General features: G+C 64.3%; 1 protein-coding gene. It reads right to left on the reverse strand.

Annotated elements, in window-relative coordinates:
- Nucleotides 1-15: 15 nt before the first annotated feature.
- Nucleotides 16-948 carry a transposase gene (locus DSD19_RS16730; protein ID WP_113670431.1) on the reverse strand — a complete coding sequence of 311 codons (933 nt, stop codon included), beginning with the start codon at nucleotides 946-948 and terminating at the stop codon, nucleotides 16-18.
- Nucleotides 949-1,166 lie beyond the last annotated feature (218 nt).

A 1,166-nucleotide genomic window follows, 5' to 3' on the forward strand; every position in this document is an offset into this window, starting at 1 on the left:
TAGTATCCGTTTTGATCAAGGGTTGATTTCGGCCCATTTCCGGTCGTCCCGGATCAGGGCGTTGGCGAGGACGATGAGCTTGCGCATCACCGCCGTGATGGCGACCTTCCAGGGCTTTCCGGCAGCGATGAGCGTCCGGTGAACTTGCTGGAGCGGGGCATTGAAGCGGGTCGCGATCACAGCGGGCATGAACAGCATGCAACGGAGAGCAGTGCGGCCTCCGCCGATACGGGCCTTGCCCTTCCACGTTCCCGACTGCCGCGTGATGGGTGCGAGGCCTGCGAGGCTCGCAGCTTCCTTCGAGCTCATCGCCCCGAGCTCCGGCATCTCGATGATCAGGGCGATGGCCGCGACGGTCCCGACGCCGGGGATCGACGTCAGGATCTCGTAGCGCCTTGCGAGCCCGGGATCGGCCCTGATCCGGAAGCGCAGTTCCTTGTCAATCTGCGCGATCTGGGTGTCGATTTGGCGAAGGCGCGCGCGCAGCTGCGCCAGGACGATCTTGTTGCGCGCCATTCCGATCCGGTTCCGGCAGGCCGTCCGATCCTTGATCAGAGCAACCCGAGCGACATGCAGCTCCTTGATTTCGTGCAGTTCGTCGGTCTTGACCGGGGTCGCCTCGAGGCCGAGCACGGCACCCATGCGTGCAAGCATCTCCGCATCGACGCGGTCGGTCTTCGCTCCCTGTCCGGTCGCCTGCGCGAAGCGTCGCGCCCGTGCGGGGTTCACCTTGACGTTGTGATGGCCAGAAGCCGCAAGCGCCGCCTCCAGATCGCGGTGATAGCGCCCGGTCGCCTCGTAGACGACGCGGAGCGGCACCGCCCCGAGCCACTTGCGCATGGCCTTCAGGCCGGACGCGTCGTTGCCGAAGCGGGCCCGTTTGCCGTCCGAGAGACGGTAGATGTCGAGTGTGGTCTTCGAGATATCGATCCCGATGGTGTCGGTCATAGTCTTTTCGCCTCCTGGCCTTGTCATTCGGGGCAAGGACGCGAGGCCTTCCCCATGTATCCGTTCAGGACATTCGAAAAGGCGGGGGCGATCACACTACTGACCGGCCCTCTCCGACCATCTCCACAACGATCCGTCCCCCGCCGCTGTCCGGCATATTTGAGGTGCCGGACAGCGGCTCCCGTATCGCACGGGAACCGGGGGTATTCTTAAGACAA

The sequence above is a fragment of the Rhodovulum sp. BSW8 genome, assembly GCF_003314725.1.
Classification (GTDB): domain Bacteria; phylum Pseudomonadota; class Alphaproteobacteria; order Rhodobacterales; family Rhodobacteraceae; genus Rhodovulum; species Rhodovulum visakhapatnamense.